Origin of the sequence: Roseovarius sp. D22-M7 (genome assembly GCF_037083785.1) — a bacterium.
GTDB lineage: Bacteria > Pseudomonadota > Alphaproteobacteria > Rhodobacterales > Rhodobacteraceae > Roseovarius.
Genome location: NZ_JBAPKY010000011.1, coordinates 49,897 through 62,953 on the forward strand (window position 1 = coordinate 49,897; position 13,057 = coordinate 62,953).

Here is a 13,057-nt window from a genome sequence, read left to right on the forward strand (position 1 = left end):
TAATCATGCCAGACATGACCCGAAGACGCGAGACAGGATTTGTGAAACTTGGGTAAAAAGACGCCCCTCTGGGCGGCGATCGCCCGCACCCTGCGCGAAGATATCGCCGAAGGCCGCTATGTACCCGGCGACAAGCTGCCGACCGAGGCGCGGCTCGCCACACGCTTCGGCGTCAACCGGCACACGGTGCGGCACGCGCTCTTGACCTTGGTCGATGATGGGCTCGTGCGCACGCGGCGCGGTGCGGGGGCGTTCGTTGCAGCACGTCCGACGGACTATCCGCTCGGCAAACGGGTGCGGTTCCACGAGAACCTGTTGCGGGCCGGGCGCAGCCCCGGGCGGAAGATCCTGACGTTGGAACCCCGGATCGCCGGCGACACCGAGGCGCAGATGCTCGACCTCGCTGCCGGCGCGCAGGTACTTGCCTGTCACGGGCTGTCGCTGGCCGACGGGCTGCCGATTGCCATCAGTGAAAGCCTCTTCCCGATCACCCGCCTGCCGGGGATCGCGCACGCATTGCATGACACGCCGACCGTGACGGCGGCGCTGCGGCAAAGCGGGGTTGCAGATTACACCCGGGCCGCCACACGCCTGACGGCCGAGGTGGCAAGTGCCACGCAGGCGCTGCACCTGCAGATCCTCGAAGGCGCGCCCTTGCTGCGTAGCACCAGCCTGAATGTCGGGCCGGACGGGGTACCGGTCGAATACGGACATACCTGGTTCGCCGGCGACCGTGTCACCCTTACGCTGACGGATGACTGAATCCCCGCCCTGATGGCGGGCGCGGCGGCTCGACACGCCGGCGCAGATGGACTTGCTCACCCGCCGTGTTTTTCAAGGAAGGCAGATGGCGAAAGCGCGCGAAAATCGTTCAGCGCGGCGCGCAGCCGGGTGTGATCCCAGTCCCACCAGCCAAGCGCGATCATCCGCTCCGCCAGGTCCGGTGCGAGCCGCGCGCGCAGCGGCCGCGCGGGCATCCCCGCCACGATCGTGTAAGGCGCCACGTCCCGCGTCACCACCGCCCCCGCCGCGATCACCGCGCCGTGACCCACGGTGATCTCCGGCTTCACCTGCGCGTTGTGCCCGATCCAGGTGTCATGCCCGATCCGTGTCACCCGCGCGCGCCGACATGCGAACCAGGCGTCGTCATCCGCCGCATCCTCCCAGTAGCTGGCCGATCGGTAGAGAAAGTGATGCAGGCTGGCGCGGTCCAGAGGATGATCCGTCGCGCCCACCCGCACGACGCTCGCGATGTTGGCGAACTTGCCGATCTCGGCATTCGCAAGATCGCAGAACCGGTCGCAATAGGAATAATCCCCCATCGTCACATGCGTCAGCCGGCTGCCGCGCCCCACCTCGGTGAATCCCCCGAAGATGCAATCGGTGATCTCGCATTCGGAATGGATCATGGCACCGTCGGCCTGCAATCGCGTCATGTCGCGCTCCTGAAGCTGATGAATGGCTCCGGCAGGGATATCTGGCGCCGGAAGAAACGAAGGCCCGCATTCTGCCTCATCCAAACTCTCGGTTCCGTCCTCTCAATGCCCGCTGTCATCCGACGCGATGAGCCGCCGCCGCAACCAGCCCGAGACGGTGTCCATAACCATCACCATGATGAGGATCAGCACGATGTAATAGCTGACCTCTTCCCAGTCCTTCTGCGTGATGATCGCCTGGGTGAGCAGCAGCCCGATGCCGCCGCCAGTGATCGCGCCGATGATGGTGGCGCTGCGGGTGTTGGATTCGAGGTAGTAGAGAAGCTGGCTGAGCAGGATCGGCGTGATCTGCGGGATGACGCCGAAGCGGTAGCGCTGCAGCGGCTTGGCCCCGGTGGATTGCACGCCTTCCATTTCGCGGTTGTCGACATTCTCCAGCGCTTCCGAGAACAGCTTGCCGAAGGTCCCGGAATCGGTCAGCAGGATCGCCAGCGTTCCTGTCAGTGGCCCCGGCCCGAAGGCGCGCGACAGCACGATCGTCCAGATCAGCGCATCGACGCCGCGGACGAAATCGAATACCCGCCGCACGCTCGCGCGCACCGCCATCAGGGGCGAGAAGTTGCGCGCCGCCGCGAAGGCCAGCGGCAGCGCAACGATCCCCGCGCCCATGGTGCCCAGAAAGGCCATCAGGATGGTCTCGAAGATCGCCCACATGACATCCTTGTGCTGCCACATCTTGTTGTTCCAGATGTCACGCGTGATGGCGGCCAGGTTACTCTTGCTCGCGACCACCCGATCGCCCGACACTGCAAGCCCGGCGAGCTCGAAAAAGCTCTTGCCGTGGAACGGGCTGTCGAGCGTGAACCAGAACAGCTCCCAGCCGAAGTGATAGCGCATGACCTCGGTGCGCGCCCTGGTCAGCGTCACCCGACCCCCCCCTGTGGTGATGTCGACGCGAGAGGAACTTGCGCTGATCCAATCGGGCACGTCCGCGGTCGGCAGATCTAGCTGCACGCCTTCGCGCCGCGACACCTCTGCCGCGATGAGGCCGTAGCCCGGCACCTCGTAGCGCATCGCGTTGCCGTCGATCACCACCTCATGGCCATCCGTCAGCGTCACCACCGCGCGTTCGGGGCCGTCGATCGTCACCCAGTCGGGGCTGCGGCCGTCGGGCCAGGTGCCCTTTCTCTCGCCTTCGACCGCGACCGTCACTCCGCCGGTGCGGTTGTCGCGGGTCACGTGCGTCTTGTAGCTGTAGCTGTCGGCGACGAGGATGCGCGCATTGTCGAGCCGCGCACGCTCGGCCAGTCCGGGAATGTCGAAGGCGAAGAATATGTAGATGAAATAGGCGCCGATCACCGCTGGCACCGCGAACGCCATCCACCGCTTGCGCCGGAAATAGTCCGAGACGTCGAAGCCCGCGTCGCTGCGTGTCATTGTCATCGTCTTACGCGCCCCCGATCAGCTTGTTGCGATAGCGGCCCGAGAGCTGGTCGAAAAACACGATGGTGCCGAAGAGCAGCAGGAAGATCGCCGCGACCTCGTCGTAGCGGCCCTGCCCCCAACTGAACGCGTTCTTGAGGTCATAGCCGATCCCGCCGGACCCGACGAAGCCGAGGATCGCCGAGGCGCGGATGTTGATTTCGAACCTCAACAGCGCGTAGCTGAGGTAATTCGGCGCCACTTGCGGGATCACCCCCAGCCACATGCGCTGCCCCCAGCTCGCACCGACCGAATGCAGCCCCTCCACCGGTTTCAACGAGGCGTTCTCGTTCACCTCCGAGAACAGCTTGCCCAATGCCCCCACGGTATGCAGTGCGATGGCGATCATCGCGGGCACCGGCCCGCCGCCGAGAATGAAGATCAGAACCAGCGCGATCACGATCTCGGGCACCGCGCGCAGGATGTCCATCACCCGGCGAAAGAGCCCGATCAGCCGCGGCCATTTCGCAAGGCCCCGCGTGGACAGGAGCGAGATCAGAACCGCGAGCATTGCCCCCAGAAGCGTGGCCGCTGCCGCGATATTGATCGTCTCGATCAGCGACGGCAGGAATGTCCACATCAGCCCGGGCAGGTTGGCGATCTTCTGCCCCGCCTCGGCCAGCACCTCGCCCGGAAACTGAAATATATTGCCGATCCCGTCCCAGAACCCGCCCGCGTTGCGCGCGTCGGCCACCCGAAAGCCCGAGACCATCAGCGCGATGAACACGATCAGCATCACCGACCCGTAAAGCCGCTTGCGCCGGGTCATCGCCATGTAGGCGGATTGCACGTCGTTCACCCGTGCCGCGCCTGTTTGTCCCGCGGTGAGATCGCTCATGCCAGTCTCCGGTCAAATGCCACCGGGCCCGCGCGGATGGCGGGCCCGGTCGGTGTCAGCCCTTGGGGCTCACATCTTGGATTTGCGCGCCTCGATGATCGAGAGGTAGGCATCATGGTCGATCGGCTGAAAACCGAGCGCCTCGCCGGCCATGAAGTTGTAGGCACAATCCGCGTCCATGTAGGGCAGCGATGCGGTCAGCGTGGCGATATCGACCTTGACACGCTCTGGCAGGGCGGTGCGCAGCACGATCGGACCTTCGGGGATGGGCTTCGACTTCCAGATCTCGACCATCTGGTTCATGTCCACGAGGCCCGCATCGGCGGCCTTGCGCAGGGCGCCCGAATTGTATCCGTCTTCCCATGCACCCATGCCGTCGGCCCATGTCACGCCGGCATCGACATCGCCATTGGCGACCGCGACGATGGTCTGCTCGTGGCCGCCCACGAACTTGACCTCGCCGAAATAGTCACCCGATTCCATGCTTGCACCGAGTTCCGCGGGGATCTCGATCGACGGGATCAGGTACCCGCTGGTCGAGTTGGGGTCGCCGAACGCGAACACCTTGCCCTGCATGTCATCCAGCGAGGTTATGCCGCTGTCCTTGCGGGCGAAGCCTATCGAGTAATAGCCATAGGACTTGTCCACGTTGGTCTTGACCATGATCGGCTCGACCGCGTCAGGGTTGTTCAGCCATGTCTTGGCATAAGCCGAGGCCCCAAGCCACGCCATGTCGATGCTGCCGCCCAGCAAACCTTGGATCACGCCGTCGTAATCGGCTGGCGTGAACAGCTTGACCGGTACGCCCAGCAGGTCCTCGGCCTTGGCGCGGTAGCACTCGTTCGAGGCCATCCGGTCCTGCGCGTTCTCTCCGCCCAGGATACCGATGCGGAATTCCTCGATCTGATCCTGCGCCAGCACGGGGCTGACGAGGGCGGTGGTGGCCACGATGGCCGCAAGCAGTCTTGTCATGTCTCTCTCTCCGGTTTGGTTGACGGCCCACCATCCCCCGGCGGGCCAGGGGGTGTTCAGATTGCGGCCTCGGCCTCGCGCAGCGCGCGCGCCGTCCCGCGATCCAGCGTTTCGATGGCGGTCGAAGTGCTGTCTTCGGTAAAGCTGGCATCGGCGCCGTAGATGTCGCGCGCCACGCCGGTGGTCAGTTGCGCGGGCGTACCGTCGAACACCACGCGGCCCTCGCGCATCCCGATCACCCGGTCACAGTAGCGTCGCGCGGTATCCAGCGTGTGCAGGTTGGCGATCACCATGCGGCCGTCCTCCTCATGGATGCGCCGCAGCGCGTCCATGACGATCTGCGCGTTCATCGGGTCGAGGCTGGCGATCGGCTCGTCGGCGAGGATGATCCGTGGGTCCTGCATCAGCGCGCGAGCGATCGCCACGCGTTGCTGCTGACCGCCCGACAGTGCCTCGGCGCGCTTCGGGGCATGCTCGGCGATGCCCAGCCGGTCGAGAATCTCGATGGCGCGGTGGATGTCGCCTTCGGGGTAGAGGTTGAACATCGTGGCCAGCGTCGAGCGGCGGTTGAGCGTGCCGTGCAGCACGTTCGAGACAACGTCCATGCGCGGCACGAGGTTGAATTGCTGGAAGATCATCGCGCATTCCGACTGCCAGGCCCGCTTGGCGCGCCCCCTGAGGGCCGTGACCTCGCGCCCGTCGACGACGATCCGCCCCGACGAGGCATCGGTCAGCCGGTTGATCATGCGCAGGAAGGTCGATTTGCCGGCCCCGGATCGCCCGATGATGCCGACGAAGCCGGGCTTCGGCACGGTCATCGTCACATTGTCGACGGCCGTATTGGCGCCGAACCGCTTGACCAGGTTCTCGATTGCAAGCATTGGAAACTCCCGCGGTTGACGAGATTTGTACCAATCCGGCACGTCAGTTTTGTGACGCAGCTGTTTCCGTTCCGTGACATGGCACCTGTGCTTCGGGAAAATCCGGGCAGGGCGCGCCGCAGGCGGGATACGCCTTCACCGTCGAGGTTCTGCAAAATACGCTGCGCTTTTTGTACGCAAGCCATGACGGCGCCTCCGTGGCACCTGCGGGCCGAGACCATGTGCCCGGTGACACAGCAAGCACGTGGCCGCCCGCGCGCCGGTCGTTTTGGGATTGTCCTCGGGGTCATTTTCCGCATGCTGCCCTGCACGGTCAGGAATTTCGGAATTGGTGGTATGGCGATGACGCATGGCGAGAACCTCACGATCGACGGCGCGCGGCTTTGGCAGGCGATCATGGACATCGCCCGGATCGGGCCGGGCGTCGCCGGCGGCAACAATCGTCAGGCCCTCACGGATGCGGATGGCGAGGCCCGCGCGCTGTTTCAGGACTGGTGCGAGGCGGCCGGCTGCACCGTCGGCGTCGACGAGATGGGTACCATGTTCGCAAAGCGCGCTGGCAGCGACCCCGACGCGCTGCCCGTCTTCGTCGGCTCTCATCTGGACACTCAGCCCACGGGCGGCAAGTATGACGGGGTTCTCGGCGTGCTTGCCGGGCTCGAGATCGTGCGCACGCTCAATGATCTCGACATCACGACGCGGCGTCCGATCGTGGTGACCAACTGGACCAACGAGGAAGGCTCGCGCTTCGCGCCGGCGATGATGGCCTCGGGTGTTTTCGCGGGCGCGCTCGACCGGGACTGGGTCCTCGATCGCGTCGACGCCGACGGCAAGCGCTTCGGCGACGAATTGCAGCGGATCGGCTGGAAGGGCACCGAACCCGTCGGCCAAAGAAAGATGCACGCGTTCTTCGAGCTGCATATCGAGCAGGGTCCGATCCTAGAGCAAGAGGGCAAGCCGGTCGGCGTGGTCACGCACGGGCAAGGCCTGCGCTGGATCGAGTGCACGGTGACCGGCAAGGGCCAGCACACCGGCTCGACCCCGATGTACATGCGCCGCAATGCCGGGCGGGCGCTGGCGCGGGTCACCGAACTGGTGCACGAGATCGCGATGCAGTACCAGCCGAACGCGGTCGGCGCGATCGGCCATGTCGACGTCCATCCCAACAGCCGCAACATAATTCCCGAGAAGGTGGTGTTCACCGTGGATTTCCGCAGCCATGTCCTCGGGACGCTGGAGGCGATGGTGACAGAGCTGAGCGAGACAGCGCCGGGGCTGTGTGCCGATATCGGCGTCAGGTTCAAGTCCGAGGTCGTCGGGTCCTTCGATCCGCCCGCCTTCGACGAGACGCTGGTGCAACGCCTGCGCGACGCGGCGGATCGGCTGGGGCACGGGCACATGGACGTGATCTCGGGTGCAGGTCACGACGCGTGCCGAATCAACAGCATCTACCCGACCGCGATGGTGATGTGCCCGTGCAAGGACGGGCTGTCGCATAACGAGGCCGAAGAGATCACCCCGGACTGGGCGAAAGCGGCGACCGAGGTCGTGATGCACGGCGTCGTCGAGACCGCGGAGATCACCAACCGCTGAAGCGAAAAGACAGAACCCCGGATGGCGTTGTCCGGTCATCAGTGGGAAAAGCAGCGGGGACCGATCATGGCACAACACGGGGACGCGGACATTCTCGATCTCGACGCGACGGAGCTGCGCGCGCTGCTGAAGGCGCGGACGCTGAGTTCGGAAGAACTGATGCGGCTCACGCTCGGCCGGATAGCGGCGTTGAATGGCACGCTCAACGCGCTCGTCTCGCTGAAGGACGGCGATGCGCTGCTGGCCGAGGCGCGGGCGTTCGACAACACGCCGCATGACGGTGCGCTTGCCGGTCTGCCGATCTGCATCAAGGACATGGTCAACGCCAAGGGCTTTCCGACCACCAAGGGGTCGCCCGCGCTTGCGGGCACCATCGCGCAGGCGGACGACCTGATCGTGGCGCGGATGCGCGCGGCGGGGGTTATCGTGATCGGCAAGTCCAACGTGCCGGAATTCGCGCTTGGCAGTCATACTTTCAACCCGGTCTTCGGCGCGACGCGAAACCCCTATGATCCGCGGGTCTCCTGCGGCGGGTCGTCGGGCGGGGCGGCGGTGGCGCTCGCGACGCGGATGGTGCCGATCGCCGACGGGTCGGACATGATGGGCAGTCTGCGCAATCCCGCGGGCTGGAACAACGTCTACGGCATGCGTCCAAGCTGGGGCCGCGTTCCGGCAGAGCCGGCGGGCGACACCTTCCTGCATAGCCTTTCGACCGAAGGCCCGATGGCGCGCAGCCCCGCCGACCTTGCGCTGCTGCTTTCGGTGATGGCGGGCCCCGATCCGCGGCAACCCTTCGGGCTTGGCGGCGTCGACGCCGATCTGACCTGCCCTTCGCCCGATGACATCCGGATCGGCTGGATGGGCGATTGGGGTGGCGCCTTTCCGATGGAGGATGGCATCCTTCAGATTTGCGAGACCGCCTGCCGCCGTCTGGCCGAGATCGGAGCGCGGGTGGAGGACGTCGCGGCACCGTTCAGCCGCGACGCGCTGTGGGACAGCTGGACCACGCTGCGCAGCTGGAAGATGGCGTCGACGCTGTCGGCCCTGCGCGAGGATCCCGCCACCCGCGATCAGCTCAAGCCCGAGGTCGTGTGGGAGATCGAGCGCGGCCGCGCCTTGGGGGCCGGCGACGTTCACGCCGCCAGCGTGATCCGGTCCGACTGGTTCCGGACGGCCGCGGATCTTTTCGACCGGTACGATGCACTTGTGCTGCCGACCGCGCAGGTCTGGCCCTTCCCGATGGACTGGAACTGGCCCCGGTCGGTCGCGGGCGTCGAGATGGACACCTATCACCGCTGGATGGAGGTCACGATCCCGGCAAGCCTTGCGGGCCTGCCCGCGGTCGCCATGCCCGCCGGCTTCGGGGCGAACGGCCTGCCGATGGGGATCCAGCTGATCGGCCGAAAGGGCAGCGATCAGCGGCTGCTGGAGATTGCCGCGCTTTATCACAGGCACACCCGCTGGCCGCAGGAACGGCCGCCGCACCTGCCGCCGGCTTGAGCCCGCCTTCAGAAGGTCGGGGGGGTGTTTGCCCAAAGAATGCGCGTCTGTGTCTTGCCGGGGTTGCGATAGGCGTGCTTGCGGCTGGAATTGAAATGGAACGAGTCGTTTTCATTCAGGTGATAGACGGACCCGTCGAGAAACAGGTCAAGCTCGCCGTTGAGCACGTAGCCCATCTCCTCACCGACATGCTGGATGTGATCCTCGCTCGACCCCCCCGGCTCGATGATGTGGATGTTGCATTGCAGGATATGGTCTTTGGAATGGGGAATGATCCGTTCGAGGCAGATGCCGGTGCCGCGGCGCACCGGATCGAGGTCGATCACCGGCCGTTCCCCGGCGCGCGAGACGGGTTGCTCGCAGTCGTCGGTTTCGTTGAACAACAGACCGATCGTGACGTCGAGCGATTGGGTGATCCGGTGCAGGACCGCCACCGAGGGCTGGGACTTGTCGTTCTCGATCTTGGACATGTGCCCCTCGGAAACCCCGGCCTGATCCGCCAGCTGCCGGAGGGTCATCTTGCGCACCCTGCGCAGGGATTTGATCCTGTCACCTATCATGCCGCGCGGTCTCCTATCGGTCTTTTCGGGTCGGCCAGATCCCGGGCCGCCAGTAAAGCCATCAATGCTTAAGAAAACATACCCGATTTCGGCGCCATGCGAAGTATCGATATGCAAGATACTTGCATTGACGCTGAACTTGCGCTTACGCTTGGGCATGTCGGCTCGCAGAAGGCCGGACCGAATAAAAAGAGTGCAAACCACGGTGATGGACGCCCCGTCATCGAGACATTCAAAATCAGGGAGATCCCCATGCCCATGACTGCTGTTGCAGACCTGTTCGCGAAATCCGCACGGGCGGTCGCGCTATCGACGCCGATCGCCGTGGCCGGTTTGATGTCCGTATCCTCGCCCGCGAGTGCCGAATCGGTGCTGAAGGTCGTGCCGCATGCCGACCTGCGCAATGTCGACCCGATCTGGACGACCGCCTACATCACCCGCAACCACGGCTATCTCGTCTTCGACACGCTGTTCGCGCTGGATGAAAACCTCGACGTGCAGCCGCAGATGGCCGCCGGTCACGAGGTCAGCGAGGACGGTCTGACCTACACGATCACGCTGCGTGACGGTTTGCAGTTCCATGACGGCGCACCGGTGACCGCCGAGGATGTGGTCGCGTCGATCACCCGCTGGGGCGCGCGTGACGGCATGGGCCAGAAACTGATGCGCGTGACCGACAGCATCGAGGCGGCGGACGAAAAGACCGTCGTCCTGACCCTGTCGGAGCCATACGGCCTGGTCCTGCAATCGCTTGGCAAGATCTCGTCGAACGTGCCGTTCATCATGCCCAGGCGACTGGCAGAGACCGATCCCAACGCGCAGATCGAGGAGATCATCGGGTCGGGACCATTTCGCTTCGTGGCCGATGAATGGCAGCCCGGCAACCAGGTGGTCTACGAGAAGTTCGACGGCTACGTGCCGCGCGACGAGCCCGCAAGCTACGCCGCCGGCGGCAAGGTCGCCAAGGTGGACCGCGTCGAATGGCGCTACATTCCCGACGCCGCCACGGCGAGCCAGGCCTTGCTGGCCGGCGAGGTCGACTATTACGAGCAGCCGGCGGTCGACCTGCTGCCGATGCTCCAGTCCGACCCGGCGATCAACATCGAGACCGTCGATCCGCTTGGCACCCAAGGCGTGATCCGCTTCAACTTCAAGTATCCGCCCTTCGACGACAAGCGCGCGCGTCAGGCGGCGCTCTGGGCCGTCGAGCAGGCCGACTACATGTACTCGATCATGGGCGATCCGCAGTATTTCGAGGATTTCTGCGGCGCCTATTTCATGTGCGGCGGCCCCTACGAGACCGATATCGGCAGCGAGCCGCTGCGCGAGAAGGACATCGAGAAGGCCACGGCCCTGCTGGAAGCGTCGGGGTATGACGGGCGCGAGGTGCTGATCCTCGATCCCACCGATATCCCGGTGGCGCACGGCCAGGCGCTGGTGACGGCGCAGGCGCTGCGCGAAATCGGCATGAACGTCCGGCTGGTCGCCATGGACTGGGCGACGATGACGTCGCGGCGTGCGGTGCGCGAAGCCCCCGAGGATGGCGGCTGGAACATCTTTCCGACATGGTGGCTGGCCGCGGACCAGCTGAACCCGATCACCAACATCTCGGTCGCGGCATCCGGCGAGAATGCGTGGTTCGGCTGGCCCGAGAACCAGAAGATCGAGGATCTGCGCAACGCCTTCGCGCGCGAAACCGACGCGGACAAGCAGATGGAGATCGTCGAGGAATTGCAGGCGGAGCTTTACGACTTCGTACCCTACATTCCGACCGGCCAGTACTACCAGCCGACGGCCTTTCGCGACAACGTGAAGGGCGTCCTCGAGGCGCCGGTACCGTTCTTCTGGAACATCTCGGTCGAGTGACGATAGAGAATGGAGGGCGGCGCGCAGGCTGGCGCGCCGCCCTTTGATCAGGAAGGCCCGCCCGCATGTATGCCTATATCCTTCGCCGGCTGCTCGCGACCATCCCGATCATGGCGATCGTGGCGGTGTTCGTGTTCATGCTGCTGCATCTCAGCCCGGGCGACCCGGCGGTCATCATCGCCGGCGATTTCGCCACCGAGGACCAGGTCGACAAGATCCGCGAGCAGCTTGGTCTCAACGATCCGCTATATGTGCAGTTCGGCGGCTGGCTGTTCGATCTTCTGCGCGGCGACATGGGCGACTCGATCTATTCCGGGCTTCCGGTCACCACCCTGATCGGCCAGCGGGTGGAGCCGACGCTGATGCTGACGCTGTGCACAATGGTGATCGCGATTAGCGCGGCGATCCCGCTGGGGGTGATCGCCGCGTGGAAGGTCGGCACCTGGATCGACCGGGCGGTGATGACGCTGGCGGTGTTCGGCTTTTCGGTGCCGGTCTTCGTGATCGGCTACCTGCTGATCCTTGGGGGGTCGCGCACTCTCGGCTGGTTTCCCGTGCAGGGCTATACCAGCATTTTTGAGAGCGTTCCCGGTTTCCTGTCGCATATCACGCTGCCGGCGCTGACCCTCGGGGCGGTCTACATGGCGCTGATCGCCCGGATGACGCGCGCCACGATGCTGGAGGTCCTCAACGAGGATTACGTGCGCACCGCCTATGCCAAGGGGCTGGCGACGCGCAAGGTTCTGGTCAAGCACGCGCTGAAGAACGCCATGGTGCCAATCAGCACCACGATCGGTCTGGGCGTGGCGTTGTTGATCGGCGGCGTGGTGGTGACCGAAAGCGTGTTCGCCATTCCCGGCCTCGGGCGGTTGACCGTCGATGCGGTGCTCCGCACGGATTATCCCGTCATTCAAGGGGTGATCCTGGTGTTTTCCTTCACCTATGTGCTGCTGAATCTGCTGATCGACCTGACCTACGTCCTTTTCGATCCGCGCATCCGCTACTGATGCCGCGCAATCAGATGTCCAAGGATAACGCGCAATGAGCCTTCAAGTGCAAGAATTGTCCTTCGGCGCGCGCCTCAGATCGCGGGCGGGAAGTGTGGCTGACGCGTTCCGCCGCAATCCCACGATGCTGTTCGGCGTGGTTGTTCTGGCCCTGATGGGCGGGCTGGCGTTCCTCGCGCCGTGGCTGGGCCTGCCCGACCCGATGGAGCAGACTCCTCGCGAGCGGTTGCGCCCGCCCTCGGGCGAGGCGCCGTTCGGCACCGACATGTACGGGCGCGATCTTTTCAGCCGCGTGCTGCATGGCGGGCAGGTGTCGCTCGTGGTTGGGCTTTCGGTCGCCGCCCTGGCCACATCCATCGGGCTCTTCATCGGGCTCATTTCGGGATTCATCCGCTCGGTCGATGCGGTGATCATGCGCCTGATGGATGCGCTGATGTCGATCCCGTCGATCCTGCTGGCGATCGCGCTGGTGGCGCTGTGGGGCAGCAGCGTTCAGAACGTCATCCTGGCGCTGACCATCCCCGAGGTGCCGCGCGTCGTGCGGCTCGTCCGGTCGGTGGTGCTGATGCTGCGCGACCAGCTTTACGTGCAGGCGGCGATCGCCTGCGGCACCTCGACGCCGCGGATCCTGATCCGGCACATCCTGCCCAACACCATTCCGCCGCTGATCGTGCAGGCCACCTATATCTGCGCGCAGGCCGTGATCTTCGAGGCGTATCTCAGCTTCGTGGGCGCGGGCACGCCGCCCGAGATCCCGAGCTGGGGCAACATCATGGCAGAGGGCCGGATGTTCTTTTTCCAGACCGCGGGGATCATCCTCTATCCCGGTGCGTTTCTCGCGCTGACGGTCTTCGCGATCAACACCTTCGGCGACGGGCTGCGCGATGCGCTCGACCCGCGCATGCAGAGACGGGTCTGACAT

The 13,057-nt window shown here is 65.0% G+C and carries 12 protein-coding genes; 6 read left to right on the forward strand and 6 right to left on the reverse strand.

All coding sequences use genetic code 11. The features are described 5' to 3' along the window. Positions 1 to 48 precede the first annotated feature (48 nt). On the forward strand, positions 49 to 762 hold the full coding sequence (gene phnF / locus V8324_RS07205; protein WP_336419250.1) for a phosphonate metabolism transcriptional regulator PhnF: 714 nt from the start codon (positions 49 to 51) through the stop codon (positions 760 to 762). A 56-nt stretch (positions 763 to 818) separates the two neighbouring features. Here phnF and V8324_RS07210 read toward each other — a convergent pair whose 3' ends face one another. From V8324_RS07210 to phnC, 5 genes are all read right to left on the reverse strand, one after another. Next, positions 819 to 1,436, reverse strand: coding sequence for a chloramphenicol acetyltransferase (locus tag V8324_RS07210; protein ID WP_336419251.1), 618 nt, complete (start codon positions 1,434 to 1,436; stop codon positions 819 to 821). 102 nt (positions 1,437 to 1,538) lie between these two features. Then, a complete protein-coding gene (phnE, locus tag V8324_RS07215) occupies positions 1,539 to 2,873 on the reverse strand; it encodes a phosphonate ABC transporter, permease protein PhnE (protein WP_336419252.1) in 1,335 nt (444 codons plus the stop codon). Positions 2,874 to 2,883: 10 nt separating this feature from the next. Then, positions 2,884 to 3,756 (reverse strand): phosphonate ABC transporter, permease protein PhnE, encoded by an 873-nt coding sequence (gene phnE / locus V8324_RS07220; protein ID WP_336419253.1) that lies wholly within the window; start codon positions 3,754 to 3,756, stop codon positions 2,884 to 2,886. 69 nt (positions 3,757 to 3,825) lie between these two features. Then, positions 3,826 to 4,728, reverse strand: a complete 903-nt coding sequence (phnD, locus tag V8324_RS07225) for a phosphonate ABC transporter substrate-binding protein (protein ID WP_336419254.1) — start codon at positions 4,726 to 4,728, stop codon at positions 3,826 to 3,828. A gap of 56 nt (positions 4,729 to 4,784) precedes the next feature. Further along, complete coding sequence (gene phnC / locus V8324_RS07230; RefSeq protein WP_336419255.1) at positions 4,785 to 5,609, reverse strand: phosphonate ABC transporter ATP-binding protein; 825 nt, start codon at positions 5,607 to 5,609, stop codon at positions 4,785 to 4,787. Between the two features lie 336 nt (positions 5,610 to 5,945). On the opposite strand from phnC, the gene V8324_RS07235 reads away from it, so the two are divergent. Both V8324_RS07235 and V8324_RS07240 read left to right on the forward strand, forming a co-directional pair. Continuing rightward, positions 5,946 to 7,202, forward strand: coding sequence for a Zn-dependent hydrolase (locus tag V8324_RS07235; protein ID WP_336419256.1), 1,257 nt, complete (start codon positions 5,946 to 5,948; stop codon positions 7,200 to 7,202). A gap of 66 nt (positions 7,203 to 7,268) precedes the next feature. After that, positions 7,269 to 8,702: an amidase gene (locus V8324_RS07240; protein WP_336419257.1), complete on the forward strand. Its 1,434-nt coding sequence runs from the start codon at positions 7,269 to 7,271 to the stop codon at positions 8,700 to 8,702. A gap of 8 nt (positions 8,703 to 8,710) precedes the next feature. Here V8324_RS07240 and V8324_RS07245 read toward each other — a convergent pair whose 3' ends face one another. Beyond that, the gene (locus tag V8324_RS07245) at positions 8,711 to 9,421 is read right to left on the reverse strand and encodes a cupin domain-containing protein (protein ID WP_336419258.1); all 711 of its coding nucleotides are present in this window, start codon (positions 9,419 to 9,421) and stop codon (positions 8,711 to 8,713) included. A 93-nt stretch (positions 9,422 to 9,514) separates the two neighbouring features. On the opposite strand from V8324_RS07245, the gene V8324_RS07250 reads away from it, so the two are divergent. The 3 genes from V8324_RS07250 (at position 9,515) to V8324_RS07260 (ending at position 13,054) form a co-directional block, all read left to right on the forward strand. Continuing rightward, positions 9,515 to 11,128 (forward strand): ABC transporter substrate-binding protein, encoded by a 1,614-nt coding sequence (locus V8324_RS07250; RefSeq protein ID WP_336419259.1) that lies wholly within the window; start codon positions 9,515 to 9,517, stop codon positions 11,126 to 11,128. 65 nt (positions 11,129 to 11,193) lie between these two features. After that, the gene (locus tag V8324_RS07255) at positions 11,194 to 12,135 is read left to right on the forward strand and encodes an ABC transporter permease (protein WP_336419260.1); all 942 of its coding nucleotides are present in this window, start codon (positions 11,194 to 11,196) and stop codon (positions 12,133 to 12,135) included. A 94-nt stretch (positions 12,136 to 12,229) separates the two neighbouring features. Beyond that, positions 12,230 to 13,054 carry an ABC transporter permease gene (locus V8324_RS07260; RefSeq protein ID WP_336419261.1) on the forward strand — a complete coding sequence of 275 codons (825 nt, stop codon included), beginning with the start codon at positions 12,230 to 12,232 and terminating at the stop codon, positions 13,052 to 13,054. Positions 13,055 to 13,057 lie beyond the last annotated feature (3 nt).

Bases quoted from the DNA above. Each gene is read 5' to 3' on its own strand.
- V8324_RS07210 (WP_336419251.1), bottom strand. From the start codon at position 1,436: ATGACGCGATTGCAGGCCGACGGTGCCATGATCCATTCCGAATGCGAG.
- phnE (WP_336419252.1), bottom strand. From the start codon at position 2,873: ATGACACGCAGCGACGCGGGCTTCGACGTCTCGGACTATTTCCGGCGC.
- phnE (WP_336419253.1), bottom strand. From the start codon at position 3,756: ATGAGCGATCTCACCGCGGGACAAACAGGCGCGGCACGGGTGAACGAC.
- phnD (WP_336419254.1), bottom strand. From the start codon at position 4,728: ATGACAAGACTGCTTGCGGCCATCGTGGCCACCACCGCCCTCGTCAGC.
- phnC (WP_336419255.1), bottom strand. From the start codon at position 5,609: ATGCTTGCAATCGAGAACCTGGTCAAGCGGTTCGGCGCCAATACGGCC.
- V8324_RS07235 (WP_336419256.1), top strand. From the start codon at position 5,946: ATGGCGATGACGCATGGCGAGAACCTCACGATCGACGGCGCGCGGCTT.
- V8324_RS07240 (WP_336419257.1), top strand. From the start codon at position 7,269: ATGGCACAACACGGGGACGCGGACATTCTCGATCTCGACGCGACGGAG.
- V8324_RS07245 (WP_336419258.1), bottom strand. From the start codon at position 9,421: ATGCCCAAGCGTAAGCGCAAGTTCAGCGTCAATGCAAGTATCTTGCAT.
- V8324_RS07250 (WP_336419259.1), top strand. From the start codon at position 9,515: ATGCCCATGACTGCTGTTGCAGACCTGTTCGCGAAATCCGCACGGGCG.
- V8324_RS07255 (WP_336419260.1), top strand. From the start codon at position 11,194: ATGTATGCCTATATCCTTCGCCGGCTGCTCGCGACCATCCCGATCATG.